Source organism: Bifidobacterium sp. VU/mBH4 (B4), assembly GCF_058199535.1.
The window spans coordinates 193,892-218,181 of record NZ_JBVPQJ010000001.1; the positions used below are offsets into that span (position 1 = coordinate 193,892).

Annotated in this window: 22 protein-coding genes and 1 tRNA gene; 20 read left to right on the top strand and 3 right to left on the bottom strand. The window is 64.1% G+C overall.

All coding sequences use genetic code 11. The annotated features are described in order from the left end of the window. Window positions 1–6: 6 nt before the first annotated feature. From atpD to AC0AII_RS00830, 8 genes are all read left to right on the top strand, one after another. A complete protein-coding gene (gene atpD / locus AC0AII_RS00795) occupies window positions 7–1,491 on the top strand; it encodes a F0F1 ATP synthase subunit beta (protein ID WP_101432899.1) in 1,485 nt (494 codons plus the stop codon). Window positions 1,492–1,493: 2 nt separating this feature from the next. After that, window positions 1,494–1,790, top strand: coding sequence for a F0F1 ATP synthase subunit epsilon (locus AC0AII_RS00800; RefSeq protein ID WP_144084977.1), 297 nt, complete (start codon window positions 1,494–1,496; stop codon window positions 1,788–1,790). Window positions 1,791–1,879: 89 nt separating this feature from the next. Continuing rightward, on the top strand, window positions 1,880–2,683 hold the full coding sequence (gene nucS, locus AC0AII_RS00805) for an endonuclease NucS (protein WP_490445765.1): 804 nt from the start codon (window positions 1,880–1,882) through the stop codon (window positions 2,681–2,683). A 226-nt stretch (window positions 2,684–2,909) separates the two neighbouring features. After that, a complete protein-coding gene (gene nrdH, locus AC0AII_RS00810; protein WP_490445766.1) occupies window positions 2,910–3,152 on the top strand; it encodes a glutaredoxin-like protein NrdH in 243 nt (80 codons plus the stop codon). A gap of 384 nt (window positions 3,153–3,536) precedes the next feature. Continuing rightward, on the top strand, window positions 3,537–4,190 hold the full coding sequence (locus tag AC0AII_RS00815) for an amino acid ABC transporter permease (RefSeq protein WP_144084979.1): 654 nt from the start codon (window positions 3,537–3,539) through the stop codon (window positions 4,188–4,190). Beyond that, the gene (locus AC0AII_RS00820; RefSeq protein ID WP_490445767.1) at window positions 4,177–4,851 is read left to right on the top strand and encodes an amino acid ABC transporter permease; all 675 of its coding nucleotides are present in this window, start codon (window positions 4,177–4,179) and stop codon (window positions 4,849–4,851) included. The genes AC0AII_RS00815 and AC0AII_RS00820 overlap by 14 nt, the downstream gene beginning before the upstream one ends. Next, the gene (locus AC0AII_RS00825; RefSeq protein ID WP_490445768.1) at window positions 4,844–5,716 is read left to right on the top strand and encodes an amino acid ABC transporter ATP-binding protein; all 873 of its coding nucleotides are present in this window, start codon (window positions 4,844–4,846) and stop codon (window positions 5,714–5,716) included. The genes AC0AII_RS00820 and AC0AII_RS00825 overlap by 8 nt, the downstream gene beginning before the upstream one ends. A gap of 85 nt (window positions 5,717–5,801) precedes the next feature. Continuing rightward, window positions 5,802–6,713, top strand: a complete 912-nt coding sequence (locus AC0AII_RS00830) for a cysteine ABC transporter substrate-binding protein (RefSeq protein ID WP_490445769.1) — start codon at window positions 5,802–5,804, stop codon at window positions 6,711–6,713. 92 nt (window positions 6,714–6,805) lie between these two features. Here the strand turns inward: AC0AII_RS00830 and AC0AII_RS00835 are convergent, their stop codons facing one another. Further along, complete coding sequence (locus AC0AII_RS00835) at window positions 6,806–7,741, bottom strand: FKBP-type peptidyl-prolyl cis-trans isomerase (protein ID WP_490445770.1); 936 nt, start codon at window positions 7,739–7,741, stop codon at window positions 6,806–6,808. An 82-nt stretch (window positions 7,742–7,823) separates the two neighbouring features. On the opposite strand from AC0AII_RS00835, the gene AC0AII_RS00840 reads away from it, so the two are divergent. From AC0AII_RS00840 to AC0AII_RS00850, 3 genes are all read left to right on the top strand, one after another. Then, window positions 7,824–8,900 carry a hypothetical protein gene (locus AC0AII_RS00840; protein ID WP_490445771.1) on the top strand — a complete coding sequence of 359 codons (1,077 nt, stop codon included), beginning with the start codon at window positions 7,824–7,826 and terminating at the stop codon, window positions 8,898–8,900. After that, window positions 8,900–9,931, top strand: coding sequence for a DUF8094 domain-containing protein (locus AC0AII_RS00845; RefSeq protein WP_490445772.1), 1,032 nt, complete (start codon window positions 8,900–8,902; stop codon window positions 9,929–9,931). Before AC0AII_RS00840 ends, AC0AII_RS00845 begins: the two co-directional genes overlap by 1 nt. Before the next feature lie 117 nt (window positions 9,932–10,048). Further along, window positions 10,049–11,014, top strand: a complete 966-nt coding sequence (locus tag AC0AII_RS00850) for a tetratricopeptide repeat protein (RefSeq protein WP_490445773.1) — start codon at window positions 10,049–10,051, stop codon at window positions 11,012–11,014. An 18-nt stretch (window positions 11,015–11,032) separates the two neighbouring features. On the opposite strand, the gene AC0AII_RS00855 is transcribed toward AC0AII_RS00850, so the two are convergent. Next, the gene (locus tag AC0AII_RS00855; RefSeq protein ID WP_463316253.1) at window positions 11,033–11,662 is read right to left on the bottom strand and encodes a CYTH domain-containing protein; all 630 of its coding nucleotides are present in this window, start codon (window positions 11,660–11,662) and stop codon (window positions 11,033–11,035) included. 365 nt (window positions 11,663–12,027) lie between these two features. On the opposite strand from AC0AII_RS00855, the gene AC0AII_RS00860 reads away from it, so the two are divergent. From AC0AII_RS00860 to AC0AII_RS00895, 8 genes are all read left to right on the top strand, one after another. After that, window positions 12,028–12,103 (top strand) — tRNA-Arg (locus tag AC0AII_RS00860). 288 nt (window positions 12,104–12,391) lie between these two features. Then, entirely contained in the window at window positions 12,392–14,146 is a 1,755-nt protein-coding gene (gene spxB, locus AC0AII_RS00865) for a pyruvate oxidase (protein ID WP_144084985.1), read from the top strand. 103 nt (window positions 14,147–14,249) lie between these two features. Then, window positions 14,250–14,639: a Rid family detoxifying hydrolase gene (locus tag AC0AII_RS00870; protein WP_024626863.1), complete on the top strand. Its 390-nt coding sequence runs from the start codon at window positions 14,250–14,252 to the stop codon at window positions 14,637–14,639. A 43-nt stretch (window positions 14,640–14,682) separates the two neighbouring features. Further along, window positions 14,683–16,440, top strand: coding sequence for an arginine--tRNA ligase (argS, locus tag AC0AII_RS00875; protein WP_490445774.1), 1,758 nt, complete (start codon window positions 14,683–14,685; stop codon window positions 16,438–16,440). A 27-nt stretch (window positions 16,441–16,467) separates the two neighbouring features. After that, the gene (locus AC0AII_RS00880) at window positions 16,468–18,039 is read left to right on the top strand and encodes a diaminopimelate decarboxylase family protein (protein WP_490445775.1); all 1,572 of its coding nucleotides are present in this window, start codon (window positions 16,468–16,470) and stop codon (window positions 18,037–18,039) included. 113 nt (window positions 18,040–18,152) lie between these two features. Beyond that, on the top strand, window positions 18,153–19,493 hold the full coding sequence (locus tag AC0AII_RS00885; protein ID WP_490445776.1) for a homoserine dehydrogenase: 1,341 nt from the start codon (window positions 18,153–18,155) through the stop codon (window positions 19,491–19,493). After that, on the top strand, window positions 19,493–20,545 hold the full coding sequence (gene thrB / locus AC0AII_RS00890; RefSeq protein WP_490445777.1) for a homoserine kinase: 1,053 nt from the start codon (window positions 19,493–19,495) through the stop codon (window positions 20,543–20,545). The genes AC0AII_RS00885 and thrB overlap by 1 nt, the downstream gene beginning before the upstream one ends. Continuing rightward, the gene (locus AC0AII_RS00895) at window positions 20,535–21,884 is read left to right on the top strand and encodes a Maf family nucleotide pyrophosphatase (protein WP_490445778.1); all 1,350 of its coding nucleotides are present in this window, start codon (window positions 20,535–20,537) and stop codon (window positions 21,882–21,884) included. Before thrB ends, AC0AII_RS00895 begins: the two co-directional genes overlap by 11 nt. 22 nt (window positions 21,885–21,906) lie before the next feature. Here AC0AII_RS00895 and AC0AII_RS00900 read toward each other — a convergent pair whose 3' ends face one another. Further along, the gene (locus AC0AII_RS00900) at window positions 21,907–22,851 is read right to left on the bottom strand and encodes an AEC family transporter (RefSeq protein ID WP_490446084.1); all 945 of its coding nucleotides are present in this window, start codon (window positions 22,849–22,851) and stop codon (window positions 21,907–21,909) included. A gap of 143 nt (window positions 22,852–22,994) precedes the next feature. Here AC0AII_RS00900 and dapE point away from each other — a divergent pair, with 143 nt between their 5' ends. After that, window positions 22,995–24,224, top strand: a complete 1,230-nt coding sequence (gene dapE / locus AC0AII_RS00905) for a succinyl-diaminopimelate desuccinylase (protein WP_490445779.1) — start codon at window positions 22,995–22,997, stop codon at window positions 24,222–24,224. Window positions 24,225–24,290 lie beyond the last annotated feature (66 nt).

Here is a 24,290-nt window from a genome sequence, read left to right on the forward strand (position 1 = left end):
ACGCCAATGGTTGCACAGCAAGAACAGCCGACCACAGCGAGCCGCAAGCCGGATTCGGCCTCCAAGGGGCGTGTCACCCGAGTCCAGGGTTCGGTCATCGATGTGGAGTTCCCGGCAGGCCATCTGCCGGACATCTACAATGCCCTGACCGTGGACCTGAGCCAGTCCTCGAACACCGAGGGCGAGTCGTTGACCACCATCATGCTGGAGGTGGAGCAGCACCTGGGCGATTCCACGGTCCGCACCGTGGCCCTGAAGCCTACAGACGGCTTGGTCCGCGGTGCTACCGTCACCGATACGGGCGGGCCCATCATGGTGCCCGTGGGCGACGTGACCAAGGGACACGTTTTCGACGTGGCCGGCAACATCCTCAACAAGAAGGAGGGTGAGCAGATCAAGGTCACCGAGCGGTGGCCCATCCACCGCAACCCGCCCGCCTTCGATCAGCTGGAGTCCAAGACCCAGATGTTTGAGACCGGCATCAAGGTCATCGACCTGCTGACCCCCTACGTGGAAGGCGGCAAGATCGGCCTGTTCGGCGGTGCAGGCGTGGGCAAGACCGTGCTCATCCAGGAGATGATCCAGCGTGTGGCACAGAACCACGGCGGCGTCTCCGTCTTCGCTGGCGTGGGCGAGCGTACCCGTGAGGGCAACGATCTGATCGGCGAGATGGACGATGCTGGCGTCCTGGAGAAGACCGCACTGGTCTTCGGCCAGATGGACGAGCCCCCGGGGACCCGTCTGCGCGTGCCTCTGACCGCCCTGACCATGTCGGAGTACTTCCGCGACGTGGAGAACCAGGATGTGTTGCTCTTCATCGACAACATCTTCCGGTTCACGCAGGCCGGATCCGAGGTCTCCACCCTGCTGGGCCGCATGCCTTCGGCTGTGGGCTACCAGCCCAACCTGGCCGACGAGATGGGCGCCCTGCAGGAGAGGATCACCTCCACCAGAGGCCACTCCATCACCTCCCTGCAGGCCATCTACGTGCCGGCCGACGATTACACCGACCCGGCCCCGGCCACCACTTTCGCCCACCTGGACGCCACCACCGAGCTCAGCCGTGACATCGCCTCCCAGGGCATCTATCCGGCTGTGGACCCGCTGGCATCCACCTCCAGGATTCTGGATCCGCGCTACGTGGGGCAGGCCCACTACGACTGCGCCAACCGGGTCAAGGCCATCCTGCAGAGGAACAAGGAGCTCCAGGACATCATCGCCCTGATCGGCATCGACGAGCTGGGCGAGGAGGACAAGACCACCGTCAACCGTGCCCGCAAGATCGAGCAGTTCCTGGGCCAGAACTTCTACGTGGCCGAGAAGTTCACCGGTCGCAAGGGTTCCTACGTGCCTGCGGACGAGACCATCGAGGCCTTCACCCGCATCTGCGACGGCGCCTATGACGACGTGCCCGAGCAGGCTTTCTCCGGCATCGGCGGCATCGACGACCTTGAGCATAAGTGGCACGATATGCAGAAGGAATACCGGTAGTCATGGCGGACACGGGCAAGGCCTCCATGCAGGTCAACATCGTCTCGGCGGACAGGCCCATCTGGTCGGGTCAGGCGCGGTCGGTCACCGTGCCCGGCACCCAGGGGTCCATGGGCATCATGCCCGACCACGAGCCGGTGCTGGCCCTGCTGCAGGAGGGCAACATCCGGGTTCAGGCCACCGATGGCGGTCGTCAGTCCTTCCATGTGGACAGCGGATTCGCCTCCTTCGACAGCAACAAGCTGACTGTGGCCGTGGATCACTACCTGGAGGACGCTGGTCAGGGACAGCAGTCCTGATTCCCTTCCTCTTCCGCCCGGCTGGTGCTCTTGCATCGGCCGGGCTTTTTTCTTCCTCACCCGGGACAGCGGCTGATATATTGGCATCTGTGCGAATCATTGTTGCCGACTGCTCAGCCGAATACTCCGGGCGTCTCAACGCCAGCCTGCCGCCGGCCAGGCGTGTCCTGCTGATCAAGGCCGACATGAGCTGTCTGATCTTTTCGGAGCTGGGCTCCTACAAGCCCCTGAACTGGATGTGCGCCCCCTGCACCATCAGGGAGATCGAACCCGAGGAAACGAGCAAAGACGGCGCAGGCGCCAAGGCTGATTCCGTGGCCGGGACTGGGCCGGATGAGGTAGCCGAAGCTGCTGCGCCAGATGCGCTGATCGCTCAGGAGCAGGATCAGGACCAGACTCGGCCCGTCCATAAGGTTCTGCGTGTTTCAGCCGTGAAATCCAGCGATGTGCTCACCATCAGGCTCTACCAGGTCTATGCCGACGACAGCTACGACCTGGGGACGGATCCGGGATTGGTCAAGGACGGCGTGGAAGCACATCTGCAGCGTTATCTGGCTGAACAGATCGACCGCATCGGCCCGGGGGCCACCTTGGTGCGCCGGGAGTATCCGACGCCCATCGGCCCAGTGGACATCATGGCCGTCGACGGCCAGGGACGGCATGTGGCCATCGAGATCAAGCGGCATGGCGGCATTGACGGGGTGGAACAGCTGACCCGCTACTGCCGCCTGCTCAACCGCGACCCCCTGCTGGCCCCTGTCCGCGGGATCTTTGCGGCACAGACCATCACCCCCCAGGCCAGGGTCCTTGCCGAGGACAGGGGATTTGAATGCCTGATTCTGGACTACGAGGCCATGAAGGGCGCCGACAGTGACGAACTGACCCTCTTCTAAGGCATTGTTCAGTCCTCTGCATTCGGTATGTCAGGCAGCTCACATATATTTCCACCAGAGCCTACAAGACCTGAAAAGCTACTAGATATTGGGGTTTTTGGCCTGACACGCCACTACAGGTGGTATTGTGCTTGAGCCTTGGAGTGTGTAGAGTGCAATCATTAGGTTCCAAGCAGAGAGCTATAGAGCTTGGAGCATCACGGCAACATGTAAGGGAGAGGCGATCATGTCCATCACGGTCTACACCAAGGCGCACTGTCCCCAGTGTGATGCCACCAAGCGTCAGTTGACCAAGCAGGGGCTGAAATTCGAGCAGGTGGATTTGACCGAGGATCAGACCTTGATCGACCAGTTCATCGCCCAGGGATTCAAGCAGACCCCCATCGTAGTCACTGACCAGGAGACGTGGAGCGGGTATCGCCCCGATCTGATCAGGAAGGCAGCACAGAGCGCCAAGGTCTTTGCCTGATCACAGCACTCGGAGCCCGGTTCACGGATATGTGGACCGGGCTTTTTTGTTAGCTTGGTGAGCAGTAGGGATGATCAAAAACACAGATGCCAGGTAGGCAGGATCTGCAGGTGTCGGTCAGTTTGGTCGGCTAGGGCCATCTCGCCCGCACTGTCCGGTTGCTGGATGGCTTCAGCATCATGGTGAATCGCTGCCCGGGTCGCTGTGAGAGCGGATGATAACGCGGTATCCGGTATTCGTATATCGAAAAACAAAGAAAAGTGGCTCGCGTTCTCTAGGATTGTCGACAGTATGCCGCAGTCGGCGGGAAGCGGGCGGGAAGCGGGCGGGAAGCGGTGAAGAGGAGACGATGAACAGGACCAGAGCAAGTAGGGAGGTGAGGGCATGAATTGGACTTTCATGGCGCAGAATCTGCACTTTTTCGTCAATGCTGCCTATGTGACGGTCTTCATCTCCTTCTTTGGCGTGGTGTTTTCCATGCTGATCGGGGTGGTCTGCGCCGGGTTGGAGGCCTTCAGGATCCCCCTGCTCTCGCAGGTGGCCAGGGTATACATCGAGCTGTCAAGAAACACCCCGCTCCTGGTTCAGCTCTACTTCCTTTATTTCGGGTTGCCCAAGCTTGGGGTCAACTGGAGCGCCCAGACCTGCGCCATCGTCGGGCTGGCCTTCCTGGGCGGCTCCTACATGGCCGAGGCCATGCGCGGCGGACTGGAGGCGGTGCCCCAGGTACAGATCGAGTCGGCCCGCGTCCTGGGATTCACGCGCGGGCAGACTCTGTCCAGGATCGTGCTGCCCCAAGCCCTGAGCAGCGCCATACCGGGCGTGGTAGCCAACATCATCTTCCTGATCAAGGAGTCCTCGGTGGTCTCGGCCATCGCTCTGGCCGATGTCATGTATGTCACCAAGGATCTGATGGGCACCTCCTACGACACCTACGAGTCGCTGACCCTGCTCATCGTCACCTACCTGGTCATCCTGCTGCCCATCTCCGTCATCGGAACCATTCTTGAGCGGAGGTTCGACTATGCACGGCGTTGAGGTGCTCTTCCAGCCAGGGGTCATGCCCAGGCTCTTCCAGGGGCTCTTGGTGACCGTCTGGATAGCCGGCGTCTCGGTTCTGCTCTCCCTGCCCTTGGGCTTGGTGGTCGGATGGCTGATGACCCTGCGCAACCGTCTGATTCGTTTCCTGATGAGGGTCTATCTGGACTTCATCCGCATCATGCCCCAGCTGGCCCTGCTCTTCATCGCCTTCTACGGGCTGTCCAGGGCATGGAACCTGAATCTGGATGCCACCGGCGCCTGCCTGCTGGTCTTTGTGCTCTGGGGCGGGGCCGAGCTGGGTGACCTGGTCCGCGGGGCCCTGGAGTCCATCCCCCGCACCCAGGTGGAGTCGGCCTACGTGCTGGGGCTGAGCTCCTGGCAGACCTTCTCCAGGATCATCCTTCCGCAGGCCCTGCGCCGACTGTTGCCGGCCAGCGTCAACCTGGCCACTAGGATCGTCAAGACCACCTCCCTGGCCGCCCTGCTGGGCGTCATCGAGGTCATCAAGGTCGGCCAGCAGATCATCGATGCCAACCGTTTCGCCTATCCTCAGGCGACCCTTTGGATCTACGGAGTGATCTTCTTCATGTATTTCTTCATCTGCTGGCCCCTGTCCTTGGTGGCCCGGCATCTGGAAAAGAGGTGGGCCCATGACTGAGGGGCAAACGACGGCGAACCAGCCACAGGACGAACAGGAGGAGCGGGCGGTGCTGACCGTAGAGCACCTGGTCAAGCAGTATCCGCAGGCACAGAGCCCTGTGCTCAATGACATCTCCTTCCAGGTGCCCAAGGGCAAGGTCTTTGTGGTCCTGGGCCCCTCGGGCTCAGGCAAATCCACCCTGCTGCGGACCATAGCCGGGCTGGAGCCCATACAGGGTGGCCGGATTCTTCTGGATGGCCAGGTGGTGGAGACCGGTCATCCTCGGGGCAAGCACGGCGGAGGTCCTGGCGGCCTGATGTCAGGCAGCCGCAGCTCCGACCTGCGCACCAGGATCGGCATGGTCTTCCAGAGCTACGACCTCTTCCCCAACAGAACTGTGCTGGACAACGTGACCCTGGCGCCCGTCCTAGTGCAGAAGCGCAAGCGGGACCAGGCGCGGCAGGAGGCTCTGGAGCTGCTGGATCGGGTCGGTCTGGCCGACCGCCGGGATGCCTGGCCCAGCCAGCTCTCGGGAGGCCAGCGGCAACGGGTGGCCATCTGCCGGGCGCTCATCCTCCATCCCGAGATCATGCTCTTCGATGAGGTGACCGCGGCTCTGGATCCTGAGATGGTCCGCGAGGTCCTCCAGGTCATTCTGGAGCTGGCCGACCAGGGGCTGACCATGATGATCGTCACCCACGAGATGGCCTTCGCCAGGGGCATCGCCGACCACATCGTCCTCTTGGACGGGGGCGTCTTGGTCGAGCAGTCCGACGACCCCGAGGCCTTCTTCACCCACCCGGCCACTGACCGGGCGCAACGCTTCCTGTCCACCTTCACCTATGAGCGCAGGCGGGAACAGGACCAGGATCAGAAGTCCTGATGGGACTGCGCATATTCGTCCGGCGGCAATCGCCGGAACCGCCCACTGGGGCGGCCATAAGAAAGATAAGAGGAAAAGAGGGATCATGACCGCAAGGGTAATGAACCGATTGATACGGGCGGCGCTGGCCACGGGGGCGACGATCGCGATGATGGCTTCCATGGCAGCCTGCGGTCCTTCGGCGGCCACCCCCAGTGATGCCGGAAGCGCCTCGGGGGGCAATTCCGGCTCCTCGGCAGCATCCGGGTCTGCACGAACCCCGGAGCAGATCACCAAGTCCGGCAAGCTCAGAGTGGCCGTCTTCACCGACAAGGCCCCCTTCGGCTACGTGGACAAGGATGGCAAGAACCAGGGTTACGACATCGTTTTTGCCGAGCGTCTGGCCAAGGATCTGGGCGTCAAGCCCGAGTACACCTCGGTGGATCCGGCCGCCCGTGTGGATGTGCTGTCCAGCAATAAGGTGGACGTGACCCTGGCCAACTTCACCGTTACCGATGATCGCGCCCGCAAGGTGGACTTCGCCAAGCCCTATATGAAGGTTTTCCTGGGCGTGGTCTCCCCGGATTCGGCGCTGATCAAAGATGTGAAGGAGCTGGAGGGCAAGACTCTGATCATCGCCAAGGGGACAACGGCCGAGCCTTACTTCGAGCAGCACTATCCTAAGGTCAAGCTGCAGAAGTACGACCAGTACGCGGATGCCTACAACGCCCTGCTGGACCACCGCGGAGACGCCATGAGCACCGACAACACCGAGGTGCTGGCCTGGGCCAAGGCCAACAAGGGCTTCTCGGTGGGCATCACCAAGCTGGGGGACGAGGCGGTCATCGCCCCGGCTGTGCGCAAGGGGAACAAGCCCCTGCTGGACTACATCAACAAAGAGCTGGACAAGCTGGGCCAGGAGCAGTTCTTCCATGAGGACTACCGCAAGACCCTGGAGCCGGTCTACGGCAGCGCAGCCAACCCCGACGAGATCGTAGTCGAGGGCGGCAAGGCCTGAACCGGCCGTCTGGCTTGTGACAGGGGCCGTACCCATCCGAATGCGACTGGATGGGTACGGCCCCTATTTGCCTGAGCTGGTGGATTGGCTGGTCAGTAGGCGGCCAGGATGTCGACCACGAAAATCAGGGTCGAATTGGCAGGGATCTTCTGCTGTTGCTGGCTGCCATAGCCCAGATCAGGCGGAACTACCAGAAGAACCTGAGAGCCCACCGTCTGGCCGGCCAGACCCTGCTGCCAGCCCTTGACCACCTGGTCCAGGCTGAAGTCGCTGGCCTGCCCCCGGTCCCAGGAGGAGTCGAACTGCTTGCCGTCGGAGGCCAGCCAGCCGGTGTAGTTGGCGCTGACGCTCTGATGCTGGCCGACCTTGGCCCCCTTGCCCTTGATCAGGGGCTGGACGACCAGTCCTCCCTTGGGCTGGTACCCGTTGAGGTCCAGGGAGGGCTTGCCCTTGTCGTCCAAACTGATTTTCGGCAGGTCGCTGGGCAGGTCGGTCACCTTCTGACCCTGGGCGCGGGTCAGGTTTTTGGACCGGGAGACGAAGGTCAGGGCCATAATATAGGACTCGGTCGCCTTGCTGCTGCCGGAACCTGACTCATCGATGCCTACGGCAACGGTCGAGTTGACCTTGAGGCCCTTGAAGGTGTCATAGTATGCCGGGATGGATTTCTTGCTGATGACGATGGAGCACTCCGGGCTGCTCTGGTCCCAGGTCGAGTTGATCACCTTGCCGGTCTTGGCATCCAGGGCCAGGCTCCTTGTGCATACGCGATCCCCGTCGCGGATGACCTCGCCATCGCCCTTCTGGATGACCTGATGGGTCTGGTTCTCGACCTTGAAGGGAGTCTTGAAGCTGATGTCGGGCTTGCTGCCAAGTTTGCCGCTGGCTGATACGCCCTGCATGGTGTCGCCCGAGTGGCCGCCCCCGTCAGATTTCCCGCCGCAGGCCGACAGTCCAAGACATAGGGCCAGAGCGGTCATGGCGCCCAGCAGACGCTTGCTGCCTGATTTTCTTGCGATGATGGTCATAGAAGCCCAGTTTAGGGCTTATGGGTGATTTCCCAGTGCCGGAAACCAGATCATAGGGAGCCGACGGTAGAATGTCGATAATATGGAGCAAGTACCCGAAGAACAAGATGAGATGACGCGGCCTGACAAGCCTTCGCGTCACAGCATGATCATGCGCGGCATCGTCACCCCCATCTTCGGACTGCTGGCTGTGGCGGCCATTGTGCTGGGCATCATGAACGCCACGGTCTGGAAGCCTTCGGCTCACGTGGATGCGCATGGGCGCACGAAGGCAGCCTATGTGGTGACCGATCCAGGTGTGCTTCCCCTGGTGGACAGCAGGGTGACCATGCGTGTGGATGCGGCCTCTGCCGGGGCCTCCGGGTCCACAGCGCACAAGTCGCAGAAGCCGACCATCTGCATGGCCCTGACCACGGCCAAAGATGCAGCCGGCTGGACGGCCGGGCATGATGTGGCCCGGGTGCGTGGCCTGGATGATTGGCAGACCCTGTCCGTTGGCAGTGACACCAGCCCCGGCAAGGCCGTCAAACGTGATCAGGGCGTGGCCTTTCAGGATTCGGATATGTGGAAACAGGTCACCTGTTCTGACAGCAGCGTGTCGATGTCCCTGAAGACCGACGACCCTCAGGCCGTCCTGCTGGTGGCGGTCCCCCAGGGCTCCCCTTCCCTGGGGCTGGAGATGCTTTGGCAGCGGGACAAGCTGCCTAACTTTGCCATGCCCTTCTACTTTGCCGGTGGGTTGCTGGCCCTGCTGGCCGTTCTTTCGGCCACGGTCTTCGCCATGGATCCGGCCAAGCGCCGCAAGCAGAACGAGCCCGAGCAGGAGTCTGAGGAAACTCCCGAAGTCAGCGTGGCCCAGGCCCTGGGAAGCGCCATTCTGCCTGGCCTGGGGCAACGGCGCAACTCGACCTCGGGCCGGCGTCGGCGTCATGCCCGCGGCCAGGCGCGACAGGGGGATCCAGGACCCCCGCCCAGGCCGCCCGTGGTGATTGACCCGCGCAATCGGAATATGGTCGCCGACCAACAGGAAGATAGTGACGGCCGCACCGTCAGCGGCGATCGGGGAGCCGACGATATGTCGTCCACCAGGGTCATCAGCAGTCAGGAGATGGCCTCCTACCTGGCCAGGCTTGCCCACGAAGGGGAGGAGGAGCGCTGATGAGTATGAACAAGCCGATGAACAGGGTGGCGGCTGCAACGGCACTGGCCTTATCCCTGGTCCTCCTGCCGGGGCTGTCCGCCTGCGAGGGGCAGGTTCCCCAAGCTCGCCGGACCGAGCCTCAGAGCACCGCAACCACGGCTCCTGAGCCCAATCTGACCCCTGCCCAAGAGGCCCGCATACGCAAGAGCATCGGGGCTGTTCTGGACCAGGCCAACGAGGCCAAGGATCCGGCCGGGCTGGACCAGCGGGTCACCGGACCCCAGCTGGAGATCCGCACCAGCGAACTGACCATTGCCCAGGCCACCGGGCAGCTGGATCCGAAGACAACCATTCCTACCACCATCGCTCAGACGGTCATCCCCGGCGATCCTGGCTGGCCGCGCTCGGTCTTTTCGATCACCACCACCACGCAGGATCAGCAGTCCAAACGCCTCTTGGTGCTGGACCAGGAGTCCGCCCATGTGAACTACAAGCTCTGGGGGGTGGCCCGGCTCTTCCAGGGAGCCCAGCTGCCCAAGTTCCCGGTGGCCACCATCGGCGCCAGGATGGGGCAGGGCGACGATCAGGGGCTCAAGGCTACGCCGGTGGAGGCCGTGCGCCGCTATGCCGACCTCCTGCAGAATCCCCAGGGCAGCAAGTATGCCAAGGAGTTCGCCCAGGATGACTTCCGCACCTCCCTGGGCACGCTGACCCAGGTGGTCCAGCAGGGGATCGAAGCCAACAAGGGCAACCAGTCGCAGACCTTCACCCCGGCACAGGGGCAGCTGCGGGTCATGCACTCCTCTGATGGGGGCGATCTGGTCGTGGCCCGGATCGATTCGGTCTGGACCAGGCAGGCGGGTGAGGGCCGCGAGTCCTCGCCGGCCTCGGATGCCGAGAAGGCCCTCTTCGGACAGGGCAAGCCCACCAGCACCATGAAGGTCACCTATGTCAACGTGATCGCCCTGTACATACCTTCGGCGGACTCGCATGAACCCATCAGGGCCGTGGGCGCCGAGCGTGAACCCATCAAGGTGGAAGCGGTCTGAAGGGCGGGATTGCGCTGGGTGAACGCCCGACCCTTGGACTAGATTGGCTTCCAGGAGTATGCAATCGAGGGCGGGCCGAAGCTGCAGTCGGCGGCCGCGAGGTTTAGGAGGACTGACATGGCGAACAAGAACGGGCAGGGGCAGCCGGGCGTCTCGTTGGCAGGAGCGGTCGACCTGGGCGCGCTCAAGCATCAGGTCGATGCTCAGCCAGGCCAGCAGGGAGGCGCACCCGCTGCCGGCGGCTACGTGATCGATACGACGGAGGCCAGCTTTCAGGCTATGGTCCAGACCTCAGCCACCTTCCCCATTCTGATCCTGCTCTGGGTGCCCACCGACGACCGTCTCTTTCCCCTGGCCACCCGCCTGGCCCAGGCCGTCAATGCCCAGGAGGGGCGCGTTCAACTCTCCCGCATCGACATCGCGTCCAATCCGCAGATCGCCCAGACCTTCCAGGTGCAGGGCGCTCCGGCCCTCTTTGCCCTGCTGGCAGGCCGACCCATGCCAATCCTGCAGGGGCTGCCCACCGATGAGGAGATGAACCAGATCACCGATCAGCTCATCCCACAGGTGGTTCAAATGGCGCAGAAGGCCGGCATCACCGGCAGCGCCCCCTACCAGGAGACCAACGACCAGGGGCAAGAGGAGCAGGCCGGCCAGGCAGCGGCTGATGCCATCCCTCCTGCCCATCAAGAGGCCCACCGGCTGGCTCAGGAGGGCGACTATGCAGCTGCGGCCGAAGCCTATGACAAGCTGGTCCAGGCTGACGCGACCGACGATCTGGCCAAGCGGGAACAGGCCAAGTGCCTGCTGATGGCCCGTTCAGCCACGGCCGATGTCCGCAGGGTCCGTCAGGCGGCCGCCGACGCCCCTGACGACCTGCAGGCCCAGTTGGATGTGGCCGATGTGGACATGATCGGCGGCCAGATCCAGGATGCCTTCGATCGTCTGCTGGACTTTCTGGCCGGGCACCGGGATCAGACCGATCCCATCCGCCGCCGTCTGCTGGAGTACTTCGTCATTCCCGAGCCGACCGATCCTCGGCTGGCCAAGGCCCGTCGCCGTCTGTCCACACTGATGTACTGATCAGTTGCCGACTTTGGGTCAGGAATCCCGGTTCTCGTCGAAGTTGGTGAGGAAGCGCGGTCCGCTGGCTTTCAGCTCCCGGTCAAAGTCGGCAGCCCAGTCGCCGAAGGGATGGCCGGCCAGCCCATCGTTGGAGAACCGCGGGTCGTCGGTGATCTCCGTGGCGCAAAAATCAGGGATGGTCAGGTCGGTCACCGGCCCGGTCCGCTCCACCTCGGCCACCACCAGGGGGGCGTTGCCGTCCCCGAAGACATCCAGGTTCCACCAGTCCTCGTCCAGCCAGACTCCATACCGGTTCTTGACGATGGGAATGCCGCCGCGCAGGATCAGCTCCAGGGCGATGCCCGGGTCGATGGCCCGTTCGGCCTCGTAGCGGGTGCCGCCGACGGAGGGCCCCTTGGCCGTCATTGAGGCAGCCTCGAAGTGGTCGCCTTCCTCAAGCAGGGTATGGAGGGCATCGGTCCGGGCCGTCATGGGCACCATCGGGTCCACCTGCCCCTGAAGGCGAACCCGCAGGGCGAAGTTGTCCTCATGCACGTAGTAGCTCTGCACAATCAGGGTCGGCCGACTCTCCCCGAGCAGCTCCCGGGGGAGGTCCCGGCAGAAGAATCTGCGCTCAAACTCGAAATCGTCCTCGTCCTCATTCATGGCCATGCATCCCATGGTACGGTAGGCCGGTTGCGGCCACTGTGTGCTGTCCACAGCGCATCCGAGTTGTCCAGGTATGTGAAGGTCGCTTGTGATGGCCGGGTGAAGGAACTAGAGTGTGAATCATCCCGAGAGAAGATCATCCGGGAATGTTGGCGGCTTCGCGCCACCGCATGAGGATGCAATGGCGCAACCGGGGCGGTGACACGAAGCCATGCCATCACGATACCTATGAAACGCCTGAAATCTTGGGGCAACACGCCGAGAACGGCGGGGGCTGGACCGACACGTCAGGGCGCGCATGGGTGCGAAAATGCGCAAAGTGTCCTAGTATGGTCTCTGTTGTCCACTGGAAAGTGGCTGTCGGGTTCGTAGCTCAGCGGATAGAGCGTCTGTCTCCGGAACAGAAGGTCGAGGGTTCGAATCCCTTCGAGCCCACCAAGATGAAATCCCTGCGGCCAGGAAGAGCGCGGGGGTTTCTTTATACGACTCCCTTTCTGTCATCGTGCCTGGGATTATGATCAGAGCATTTACTGGACGAAATAAGCGCACGATATGCGTCACGATATGTGTGGTGAATCACTAAGCTTTTGAGGAACATGGCCCTTGGCCCGCTCGTGTCCTCGTTCTCAGGTGTCATAGTGAAAGGGTAAGACCGAACGTCGGGGAGGACCGACGCTTCCGCGTTGTGGCGGAGCCTCCTTTCCCCGGTGAAGCAAAGGAGTTCACATGGCCAATCGAATCAATGCAGGGGATGCTGTCCTTCACGTCCTGGAGCAGTGGGGGGTGCCGCGCATCTATGGCCTGCCCGGCGGTTCCTTCGACTCCATGATGAACGCCATCCACAACGAGCGCGAGCGCATCGACTTCATCCAGGTCCGTCATGAGGAGGCCGGAGCCCTGGCTGCTGCCGGCGAGGCCAAGCTGACCGGCCGGATTGGCGTCTGCTTCGGCTCGTCGGGCCCAGGGGCTGTCCACCTGCTCAACGGCCTCTATGATGCCCGCGAGGACGGCGTGCCGGTGCTGGCCCTGGTGGGCGAGGTGCCCCAGGCCTTTATGAACATGGACTTCTTCCAGGCCATGGACGAGGTGCCTATCTTTACCGATGTGGCCGTATTCGCCCGGGCCGCCACCAACGCCCAAGGGCTGCCGGCCCTGGTGGACGAGGCCATCCGCCGCGCCTATGCCAGCCACGGGGTCTCCGTGGTCATCATCCCCAAAGACCTGGCCTGGGCCGAGATCGACGACCGCCCGGTGGCTTCTGCGCCTAACTTCCGCAAGCCGGAGCCTCTGAAGCCTGCGGCCGACCAGGTCAGCAAGGCGGTGGAGATCATCCAGTCCGCCAAGGCCCCGCTGCTCTACTTCGGCCAGGGCGCTGCCGGGGCCCGCGATGAGCTGGTCGCCATGTCCGAGCGTTTCAAGATGCCCATGGTCTCCACCTTCCCGGCCAAGGGGATTGTGGAGGACACCTATCCTGCCTACCTGCAGTCGGCCGGCCGTGTGGCCACCAAGACCGCCACCGAGGCCATTTACACTTCGGATCTGACGGTCTGGGTTGGTTCGGACAACCCCTTCGGGTCCATGTTCGTCACTCCCAACACCAAGGTCATCCAGATCGACCTGAACCCGGTCAAGCTGGGCAAGCGCTTCCAGGCCAATGTGGTCCTGGCCATCCAAGCCGATGCCCGCGAGGCCCTCAAGGCCATAACCGCCGCCGGCCAGGACCAGGAGGAGTCCGTCTTCTACAGGGCCTGCCTGCGCAGCAAGGAGAACTGGGACCAGTGGGTGGCCTCCTTTAACGAGGACACTCGCACGCCCCTGCGGCCCGAGCCTGTCTACCACGTCATCGATCAGCAGCTTGAGGACAATGACATCGTCATCCCCGATGTGGGCAATGTGGATATTGACTTCCTGCGTCTGCTGCATCTGAAGCCCACCAACCGCTGGACCGTCTCCGGCAAGCATGCCACCATGGGCTACGCCGTGCCGGCCGCCCTGGCTGCCAAGCTGGAGCATCCGGAATCGACCGTCTACTCCCTAAGCGGCGACGGCGGGTTCGCTATGCTCGGCGAGGAGGTGCTAGCCCAGCTCAAGTACCATGCTCCGGTCATCAACGTGGTCTTCTCCAACCAGTCCTTGGGCTACATCGAGGCCGAGCAGCGCGACGACAGCCATCAGCCCCTGAGCGGAGTGGATCTGCCCGACACCGACTGGGCCAAGGTCGGCGAGGGCATGGGCGCTCTGGGCTTCACTGTGCGCACGGTGGCCGATGCCCGCCACGCCTTCTCCGAGGCTCGCAAGGCCGACAGGTCTTCGGTCATCGACGTCAAGCTGACAGGAGCCAGCCCTCTGGACACCCGCTATATGCGGTTCCCGGAGACCTGCTCGGATCCGGACCAGGTCGAGAAATTCGTCAAGACCTACGAGGCCGGCGATCTGCGCTCCCTGGCCTACTGGATGGGCCAGGAGGCTCGCAAGGGCTGAGACTGATGCCGCTTTTACCGGGCGGGCACTCCTATAGTGGACGGTGTCCGCCCGGGGCTTCGGCCCGGCATGGGTGTGGCGGACCTGAAGAAAGGACGGATCCATGGAAGACGGACCTGAAGAGATCGGCACGCCATATGCGCCCCAGGCCTTGGGGGCTTACAGTCAGGCTGTGAAGGCCGGGGGCTTTGTCTTTGTCTCCGGACAGTTGGGCATCGACCCGGACACCGGGGATTTGGTGGAGGGCACGGCGGCTGACCAGGCCACCCAGGCCCTGAAGAACGTCAAGAATATCCTGGATGCGGCCGGCAGCGGCATGGAGAAGGTGGTCAAGGCCACCGTTCTTATGCGGCGGGTGGAGGATTTCACCCAGGTGGACCAGGCCTATTCCCAGGTTTTCATCGGCTCGGTGCGGCCGGCCCGTGTGGCTTTCGGCGGCGCGGACATCCCCAAGGGGGCCCTGGTCGAGATCGAGGTTGTGGCTCTGGCCTGAGACAGGCCGGCTGCTGGTCGCCGCCGTCGCTAGACTTGAGGGCATGAGTCCTGAAGCACTTGCCCGTATCATCTCTTCGACCGCCGTCAAGATGGCCCAGTCAGGCCGCCTGGGGAGTCTGGAGCCCGACATGGTTCCTGATGCCGACCATCTGGCGGTCATGCGTCCCAAGGACCGCTCCCACGGGGATTGGTCCACTAACATCGCCATGCAGCTGGCCAAGAAGGCCGGCATGAGGCCTGCGGAACTGGGGCAGGCCTTGGCTGAGGCTCTGCGGGAGGACGACGGGATCGCCCAAGTGGATGTGGCCGGTCCCGGCTTCATCAATATAACCTTGGATTCGGCCTCGGCGGCCGCTGTGGTCGATGCGGTCCTGGAGGCGGGCTCCGCCTATGGGAGCAACGATCACCTGAGCGGGCGCACGCTGAATCTAGAATTCGTCTCGGCCAATCCCACGGGTCCCATCCATATCGGCGGTACACGCTGGGCGGCTGTGGGCGACTCCATGGCCCGCGTCCTGGAGGCCAACGGCGCCAAGGTGGTCAGGGAGTACTACTTCAACGATCACGGCACGCAGATCGACCGTTTCTCCCGTTCGCTGGTGGCGGCGGCCCATGGCGAGCCCGTGCCTGCCGACGGCTACAAGGGCTCATATATTGACGAGATCGCCTCCCGGGTGGTCAAGGAAGCCGCCGACGAAGGGCAGGACATCCTGGCCATGCCCAGGGTGCGCGCCGAGGACGGCGCCGAGGGTGACAGCCCCCAGCGCGAGGCCTTCCGCACTCGGGCCGTGCCCATGATGTTCGCCGAGATCCAGCAGTCCATGCGTGACTTCCGGGTCAATTTCGATGTCTGGTTCCATGAGAACAGCCTGTATGAGTCCGGCCAGGTGGACCGGGCCATTGACGAGCTGCGGGCCAAGGGCGACATCTTCGAGAAGGACGGGGCTACCTGGTTCCGCTCCACCACCTACGGCGACGACAAGGACCGGGTGATCATCAAGTCCGACGGGCACGCAGCCTATGTGGCGGCCGACATCGCCTACTATCTGAACAAGCGACGCAGGGCCAAGGATCCCTGCGACGAGGCCATCTACATGCTAGGCGCCGACCATCACGGCTACATCGGCCGGATGATGGCCATCTGCGCGGCCTTCGGGGACACCCCCGGCGTGAACATGCAGATCCTGATCGGCCAGCTGGTCAATGTCATCAAGGACGGCCAAGCCGTGCGCATGAGCAAGCGGGCAGGCAACGTGGTCACCATCGACGATCTGGTGGATGCCGTGGGTGTGGATGCCGCACGGTATTCCCTGGCCCGCACCGACTACAACCAGAGCGTGGACATCGACCTGGACCTGCTGGCCTCGCACACCAACGACAATCCTGTTTACTATGTGCAGTACGCGCACGCCCGCTCTAAAAACGTGGATCGGAACGCGTCCCAGGCGGGCATCGACCGTTCCGGAGCCGATCTGTCCCTGCTGGACACTGCTGCTGACAACGATGTTCTGGGCGTCCTGGCCCTCTATCCCAATGTGATCCAGACTGCAGGCGACCAGAAGGCCCCCCACCGGGTGGCCCACTACCTGGAGCAGCTGGCTGGGGTCTATCACCGTTGGTACAACCTGGAGCGCGTGGTGCCCATGGAGCCGACCGGCCGGGCGGATCTGGACCAGGATGAGGACAGGAATCCGCAGCCGGCCCGTGCGGCGGCGCGTCTGCGGCTCAATGACGCCGTGCAGCAGGTCATCGCCAACGGTCTGGGGCTGCTGGGCGTCCAGGCTCCGGACCGTATGTAAGCCCTCAAGGTCACCAGGAGGTCGTTGATGGAAACAGGGATGTGCGGGCTGGGGCCCGACGGGTTCTGGCCCGAGGCTTTGCAGCGGGACCGTCAGGGCATGCTGACCATGCATGGGTGCCCCATGGAGGACCTGGCCAAGCGTTACGGCACCCCCATGTATCTGATGGACACCGCGATGATGGCGGAACGGGCCTCGGCCTTCCGCCAGGCGGCCCTGCGGGACCTGGGTGGTGCGACCACCAGGGTCAGCTACGCGGGCAAGGCCTTCCTCAGCAAGGAGACCGTGCGGATCATGCTGCGCCAGGGGCTGGATATCGACACCTGCTCCCTGGGCGAGATGCTGATCGCCCAGGCTGCCGGTGCCCCTGGCCGCCGCCTGGTCCTGCATGGCAACAACAAGTCCGACCAGGAGATTGATCTGGCTGTGAAGGAGGGCTACCGGGCCATCGTCATCGATGCGCCTGACGAGCCTGCGCGAATCGCCGCTGCTGCAAGGGCCCAGGGGCGTCGCGCCAAGGTCATGCTCCGGGTGACCGTGGGTGTGCACGCCGGCGGCCACGAGTACATTTCCACTGCCCACGAGGATCAGAAGTTCGGCATCCCCCTGCTGCCCCAGGGCACCGACGTGGGCCTGCTGGACCTTGGGCCTGAGCCTGGATCCTCCGGACAGGCTGGGGCAGCGGCTTCGGCGGCCACAAAGAATGACGCCTCCTTGGCTCCTGGCGATTCCGTGGTCTCCCCGTCGTCTTCAGCCCTGTATTCGGCTGCCAACGGGCCCGCTGAACCGGCTGATCCCGCCCGGATCAAAGCCATGTCCGCCCTGGCTGACGGACCGGCTATCGCCCTGCTCAAGGAGATTCGCTCCCACGAGAAGGAACTGGAGCTGGTGGGCATCCATACCCATATCGGCTCCCAGATCCATGACTCTTCGGCCTTCATCGAGGCCGCCCGGCGCATGATGCTGCTGCGGCACACCTTCTGGGCCACCGACGGATACCTGATGCCCGAGGTGGACCTGGGCGGCGGCTTCTCCGTGCCCTACACCCCGGATGAGGATCGGATGGACCTGGACCAGACCCTGACCAGCCTGGGGGCTGACATGGTTGCCATCAACCGTCGCCTGGGCATGCCCATGCCGGTCATCGCCTTCGAGCCCGGCCGCTGGATCGTGGCACCCTGCGGCATGAGCCTGTATCGGGTGGGCACCGTCAAGCCCGTCCCCCTGTCTGACGGAAGCGTGCGCACCTACGTTTCGGTTGACGGCGGCATGAGCGACAACATTCGTCCGGCCCTCTACGAAGCTCAATACACGGCTGTCCTGACCAACCGGGATGGCAGCGGGGACCGTATCCAGGCCCGTGTGGTCGGCAAGCACTGTGAATCGGGGGATATCCTGGTGCAAAATGTGGCCCTGCCAGCGGACATTCGCCGGGGTGATCTGCTTGTGGTGCCGGTGACCGGCGCCTACGGGCGGACCATGGCCAGCAATTACAACCAGGCTCTGATCCCTCCCGTGGTAGGTCTGGACCAGTCCGGTGCCCATCTGATGCTGCGGCGGCAGACCATGGATGACCTGCTGGCCTTGGATCAGGGATGATGCGCTCTGTCTTGGCGGAAGCAGGCGCCGGGGTGGATACGGGTGTCGGATTGGCTTTCTAAGATGGAGCAACACCCTGCGACAGGCCCCGATGGGGCGGATGGAGGATCCATATGCCTGAACGCATGCAGCAGCAGGAGGCCGTCAGGCCCATCCGCATAGCACTTCTGGGGGCTGGGACCGTGGGCTCCCAGACCGCCCGCCTCCTGGTGGAGCAGAGCCAGGACCTGGCCAGCCGAGTGGGCCGTCCCCTGCAGCTGGTGGGCATCGCCGTCCTTCATCCTGACAAGGTCAAGGCTGATTGGATCGATCCGTCCCTGCTGACCATAGACTCAGCCGACCTGGTCACCCGGGCGGACATCGTCATCGAGCTGATCGGCGGCATCGAGCCGGCCCGCACCCTGCTGCTCAAGGCCATCGAGTCCGGCGCCAGCGTAGTCACCGCTAACAAGGCCCTCCTGGCCCAGCACGGCCCTGAGCTCTACCGTGCTGCCGAAGAGCATGGCGTCGACATCTACTTCGAGGCGGCCGTGGGCGGGGCCATCCCCATCGTGCGGCCCCTGCGCGAGTCCCTGGTGGGCGACGGCATCACCAGCCTGGTGGGCATCGTCAACGGGACCACCAACTACATTCTGGATGAGATGACCACCAAGGGTCTTCAATTCGACCAGGCCCTGCGCGACGCCCAGGCCAAGGGCTTCGCTGAGGCGGACCCCACCGCCGATGTGGACGGGCTGGATGCAGCCGCCAAGGCCGCAATCATGGCCACGCTGGCCTTCCACACTGATGTGCGCATGGATGATGTACCCGTGGAGGGCATCCGCACCATCACCGCCGACGATATAGCGGCCGCACAGACCGAGCACCGGGTCATCAAGCTTCTGGCCGTGGCTGAGCGCGGCGACCAGGGCATCTCCGCCCGGGTCTACCCGGCGTTGATCCCCGACAGCCACCCCCTGGCTTCGGTCCATGGCAGCTTCAACGCGGTCTTCGTCACCGCCAAGGCCGCCGACGACCTCATGTTCTATGGTCGGGGTGCCGGCGGGGCGCCCACAGCATCAGCCGTTCTGGGGGACGTGGTCACCGAGGCCCGCCACATCGTCCAGCATGGCATGGGTCCGGGGATTCCCATGTACGCCAACATCCCCATGGCCCCGCTGGATGCATCCCGCGCCGCCTTTGCCGTCCGTTTCCTCATTCACGACAAGCCTGGCGTGCTGGCGGCCATCGCCCAGGTCTTTTCCGAGGCGGGCATCTCCATCAACGGAGTCAACCAGGACATCAAGCCCACCCTGCATGACCCGGGCTACAGCGGCGAGATCCAGCAGCTGCGCGTGGTCACCCACCTGTGCGACGAGGTGACTCTGCGGCAGGTGGTCGAGCGGATCTCCACCTTCGACTCGGTCACCGGGCAGGCCTCCATCCTGCGCGTCTTCGATCGGCAGGCCCAATGATGGCCGTTGCTGCAGAGGGTCCGTCTACTGTGCGGGTGCGTGTGCCAGCCACCAGCGCCAACCTGGGTTCAGGTTTCGATGCGGTCGGGCTGGCGCTGGACTACCATGACGAGATCGTCTTCACCCGTTCCGTGGATCCGGGCGACACCACCGCCTATGTGGTCATCAAGGGCGAGGGGGAGCGGACCCTGCCCCGAGACGAGACCCATCTGGTCGTCTCCACCTTCAGGCGGGCCTGCCAGGTCTTCGGACTGCCAAGGTTCGGCTTCATCATGCGCGCGGTCAACCGAATCCCCCAGGCCAGGGGATTGGGATCCAGCGCCGAGGCCATCGTGGCCGGAATCGCGGCGGCTGCGGCCTTCGCCCACACTGGCCCACTGCGCCGTGATGCCGTCTTCGCGTTGGCCGCCCAGATCGAGGGGCATCCCGACAACGTGGCGCCTGCTGTCTACGGGGGGCTGACCGTCTCCTATGATTTGGCCACTGGCGAGGGCGTGGGTTCCCTGCCCATAGCCGGCGGCGCGCCCTTGGAGGGCGGCTACCACACCCTGCGCTACCAGGTGGACCCGGCCATCAAAGCCACGGTTTTCGTTCCCGGCGCCCATCTGTCTACGCAGAAGGCCCGACAGGCCCTGCCCAACCGGGTGCCTTACGCGGATGCCGTTCACAACCTGTCAAGGGCGGCCCTGATTCCTGGCGCTCTGAACCCAGGATCCCTGGATGACCTGGAGACAGAGGCAGCTGAGCAGGCTGCCAGGGCCAACGCCCTGCTCTTCGTCGCCACCCAGGACCGGCTCCATCAGCCATACCGGGCCGGGCTCATGCCCTCCTCAACCAAGCTCCTGCAGCTCCTGCGCGGTCAGGGCTACGCGGCGGCGATCTCCGGAGCCGGGCCCTGCATTATCGTCCTGCATTACGGTGATGCCGAAAATGAGCTGCGGACCCTTGCCAAGGATTATCTGGATTCCGGCCGCTGGCGGGTCCTGTCGCTGGACGTGGACTGCCGGGGGGTCCAGGTGGAAGGGGACCAGGAAGGCAATCGTGAACACTGAAGACAGGCATATCCCGCTCATTCTGGCCTCGTCCTCGCCCTCCAGGCGGCGGCTTCTGGTCCAGGCGGGCATCGACCCCATCATCCGACCATCAAAGGTGGATGAGCCGGCTGTACTGGCGGAACGGGCCCGTAAACTGGGTTGTCGCCTGGAGGATCTGGATGTGCGCGAACGGGTCAGTGTTTTGGCTGAGGCCAAGGCTTCGGCTGTCCAAGCGACCATGGATGCCGTCAAGGATGCCGAACGGCGCTCGCGGGGCGATCTGGTCACGTTTAGGCCTCTGAGCCAGGGTGATTCGGATGCATCCTCCAGGGATCCCATGAGCCAGGTCATTGGAGCCTGGGGCGGGATGCTCGGCGCCGGGCGTGGGCCCCTCCTGCTGGGGTGCGACTCGCTGTTCAGCGTGGACGGGGCCGTCATGGGCAAACCTCACCAGCCGGAGCGTGCTCTGGAGCGGTTGATGGCCATGCGTGGCCGAACCGGCACCCTGGTCACCGGCCACTGTCTGATTGATCTGGCCACCGGCCGGCGGGCCCGAGCGGTCAGCAGCGCTCAGGTGACCTTCGGAGACTATGATCGGGCCTCCATGCAGGCCTATGTAGCCACCGGCGAACCCTTGGAGGTGGCCGGCTCCTTCACCTTGGAGGGATTGGGCAGCGCTTTCATCCAGGGCATCCAGGGCGATCCCAGCGGAGTGATGGGATTGAGCATGCCCACCCTGCGCGCCCTGGCCCAGGAGCTGGGCGTCTCCTGGCCTGACCTGTGGGCCCAACGGGTCCAGCCTGAGCGGCAGCAGGCAGACGGATCGACGCATGGTCCTGAGGGACTGGTCGCCCCTGTGGAGAACGTCCACCAGCCTGGCGACGGGTGGGTGAACTGTGCCTGTGGCAAGCGGCACTGGGGGCTCAACGGGGCTGCCGGCGTCTTGCTGGCCCGGCGCGATGCCCGCACGGGCGCGCCGATCAGCGTGCTTCTGCAACACCGGGCCCGCTGGAGCGCTGAGGGCGGCACCTGGGGTGTGCCGGGCGGCGCCATCTCGGACGGGGAGAACCCCCTGGAGGGCGGCCTGCGCGAAAGCTATGAGGAGGCCAACATCCGTCCGGAGGACATCCAGGTGGTGGGCTCCTACCTGGAGGACCACGGCCCCTGGGGCTATACGACCATCCTGGCCTTCGAGCGCCCCGGCCACCAGGTCGAGCCCCGCATGAATGACGATGAGAGCATTGCCCTGGAATGGGTGGACCTGGACAAGGTCGCGGACCTGCCCCTGCTGAAGGCCTTCGGACAGGACTGGCCGCACTTCCTGCAGCGCTTGGAGGCCCTGGCAGCCGAAGGCTGAGCAGAAGGCCCGGTCCGGCGCGTCAGCTCAGGAGCAGGGCGACCAGGGCGATGATCACGGGCGAGCTGATCGTGCTCAGCAGGATGCCGTCCCTGGCGAAGGTGGTTCCCACCTCGTAGCGGGCCGCGTAGTTGTAGACGTTCTGACCGGTAGGCAGGGCCGCCAGAACCACGCACCCGTACAGCTCCGCCCCGCTGAAGCCCATCATGAACCGGGCAAGCAGGTAGGCGATTATGGGCATGACCAGATTCTTCAGGATCACCGCGCACAGGGTGGCACGACGGTCGGTGCCCCGGCCCATGGGCCGCGAACCCCGCAGGGACATGCCGAAGGCCATGAGGATCATGGGCACGGCCGACTGCCCGATCATGTCGATGGGCTTGTAGACGAAATCGGGGATAACGAAATGGCCGGCCTGGGCGCTGATGGCCGAAATCACTATGCCGCCTATGGAGCCGATGAGGATGGGCTGTTTCAGCGGCTGTTTGAGGATGGTCTTGACCGAGAGCTTGCCAGAGGTGGTCGCGTCCAGAACAGTCAGCCCGATGGGAGTGAACAGGGCCTGTTGCATGACCAGGATGGGTGCCACCAGCGTGGGATTGCCCAGAATGTAGGTGGCCACAGGCAGCCCGATGTTGTTGGAGTTCAAATACAAGGAGTCCAGAGCGCCGATGGTGGCTTCGGCAGCCGGCAGGTGAAAGCTGGCCGCGTTCAGGGCCACGAAGAGCAGACCCACGGCCGCCGCCGACAGGAAGGCCACGATGATGCTGGGGTGGAAGATGACCGACAGCTTCTGCTTGGAGAGGATAGCGAACATCAGGCAGGGCGTTGAGACGAAGAAGGAGTACTTGTTGAGCACCAGCTGGGCCGTTGGACCGCCTACATGGAAGCGGGCGGCCACATACCCCACGGCGATGACCACGCCGATGATGAAGAACCCTTCCATGGCACTGAGCAGTCCAGGCACTCCGGCATCCTCCTCGTCTCGCATGGTGGACGGCGGCCTCCCAGGCGGAGTGCCACCGCTTCTGTCGTCCCCATTGTGCCACCCGGGCCTCATGCTTGCGGCTGCAAGTCCACCTGCGATTCCCGGCCCGCTAGCATGGCACTATGGCCAAGAACACACAGACCGATATTGATCTTCTCGCCGGCGCCCGAGGGGCTGAACCCGCCCAGGCCCTGGCAAGGATACTGGAGTCCATGACCGCCCTGAACTCGGTCAGCGGCCAGGAGGGCGCCCTGGCTGATGCCGTCCAGAGGGCCCTGTCGTCAAGGGCTGACCTCTTGGTCCGACGGTTGGGCGACACGGTCGTGGCCTCCACCCAGCTGGGCCGTCCCCACCGCATCGTCCTTGCCGGTCATCTGGACACCGTGCCCGTGGATGGGAACCTGCCCCCGCGCTGGCTGGAGCCCGGCGACCCGGACATCCGCGCCGACCTGGCCGCCGCCCACCCCGGATCCCGGGTGCTGCATGGCCGGGGCACCGCCGACATGAAGGCCTCTGATGCCGTTTTTCTCCACCTGGCGCTCACCCTGCAGGAGCCGGTCTATGACCTGACCTTTGTCTTCTACGACCATGAGGAGGTCCAGGCCGATCTGAACGGGCTGGGCCGGGTGGTGGCTGCCCATCCTGACTGGGTGCGAGGGGATTTCGCCATCATCGGCGAGCCCACCGACTGTGCCATCGAGGCCGGCTGCAACGGAACTATGCGCTTCGACCTGATCACCCACGGCACGACGGCCCATTCCGCCCGGGCCTGGATGGGCAGCAACGCCATCCACGCTGCCGCGCCCATTCTGAACCGGCTGGAGCAGTACCGTCCGGCCACGGTGAAGGTGGATGGCCTGGACTATCGGGAGGGGCTCAACGCCACCATGATCGAGGGCGGCCTGGGCACCAACGTCATCCCCGACCGTTGCCGGGTGCACGTCAATTACCGGTTCGCCCCTGACAAGAGCCTGTCCCAGGCCAAGGAGCTGATGATGGGCCAGGGGACGGGCGCCGAGCTCGGCAATGGCGAGCATGTGGCCCTGGGCGGAGTCTTCCAGGGATTTTCGGTGCGCATGTGCGACGAATCGCCCGCGGCCCGTCCTGGTTTGGATTCGCCTTGGGCGCGTTCGCTGGCGGACCTGGTCGCCCGGACCACGGGTCAGCAGCCTCGCGCCAAACTGGGATGGACCGATGTGGCGCGGTTTTCAGCCCTTGGCCTACCGGCTGTCAATTTGGGGGCGGGGGACCCCCTGCTGGCCCACAAGGCCGACGAACAGGTGCCCCTGGATGACCTGGTTCGGTTGGAAGCCATACTGGTCGAGTGGCTCAATGGACCTGATGGCCGCTGATCTGTGACATACTAGAGGACGGTGGTTCTGCCTGACCACTTGCAGCGTAGGCGTTGATCCCCCCGG